Origin of the sequence: Novosphingobium sp. BW1, from assembly GCF_008107685.1 — a bacterium.
In the GTDB taxonomy this organism is placed as follows: domain Bacteria; phylum Pseudomonadota; class Alphaproteobacteria; order Sphingomonadales; family Sphingomonadaceae; genus Novosphingobium.
The window spans coordinates 1-473 of the sequence record NZ_VIRF01000125.1 but is presented as its reverse complement, the minus strand read 5'-3'; the positions used below and the strand labels follow the sequence as shown (position 1 = coordinate 473).

Genomic DNA, 473 nt, shown 5'->3' with positions numbered 1-473 from the left:
CTGCTGAAGCGATACCCACTACCTCAGGGAAAGCGGCTGGATACCCCTGCTTGTTCTTCTTATGCCCTTCATTCCCCACGGCCGCGAAGAGCAGCTTGCCTTTACTTTCGGCGTACTTGATCGCTTCATGTTCCTGAGGCGAGAAGTAAAAGCCACCGAAGGACATGCTGATGATCCGTGCATCGCCGTCGGCCGCAGCGCGGATGGCGTTCGCCGTGTCAGGGATCGTGATGGAAGGCTTCTTCTTCTCGAACTCGCCCAAGGCGACGCGCATAGGGATGATCTTGGCTCCGGGGGCAAGTCCCTTCAGACCGCCTCCCTTGCCTGTCCCGGCGATCAACTCAGCCATCGTCGTACCGTGACCGTCGTAGTCGTCGGTTTCGTCGCCTGGTGCCTCGGTTGCGTCGACTCCCTTGAGCACTTGTCCCTGCAGCGACGGCGTGGACGAATTCACACCCGAGTCAATGACAGCG

General features: G+C 59.6%; 1 protein-coding gene. It reads right to left on the bottom strand.

Annotated elements, in window-relative coordinates; genetic code table 11:
* The coding region (locus FMM79_RS20465) for a S8 family serine peptidase (protein ID WP_240339336.1) at positions 1-454 on the bottom strand (454 nt) is incomplete at its 3' end.
* Between the last annotated feature and the right edge of the window lie 19 nt (positions 455-473).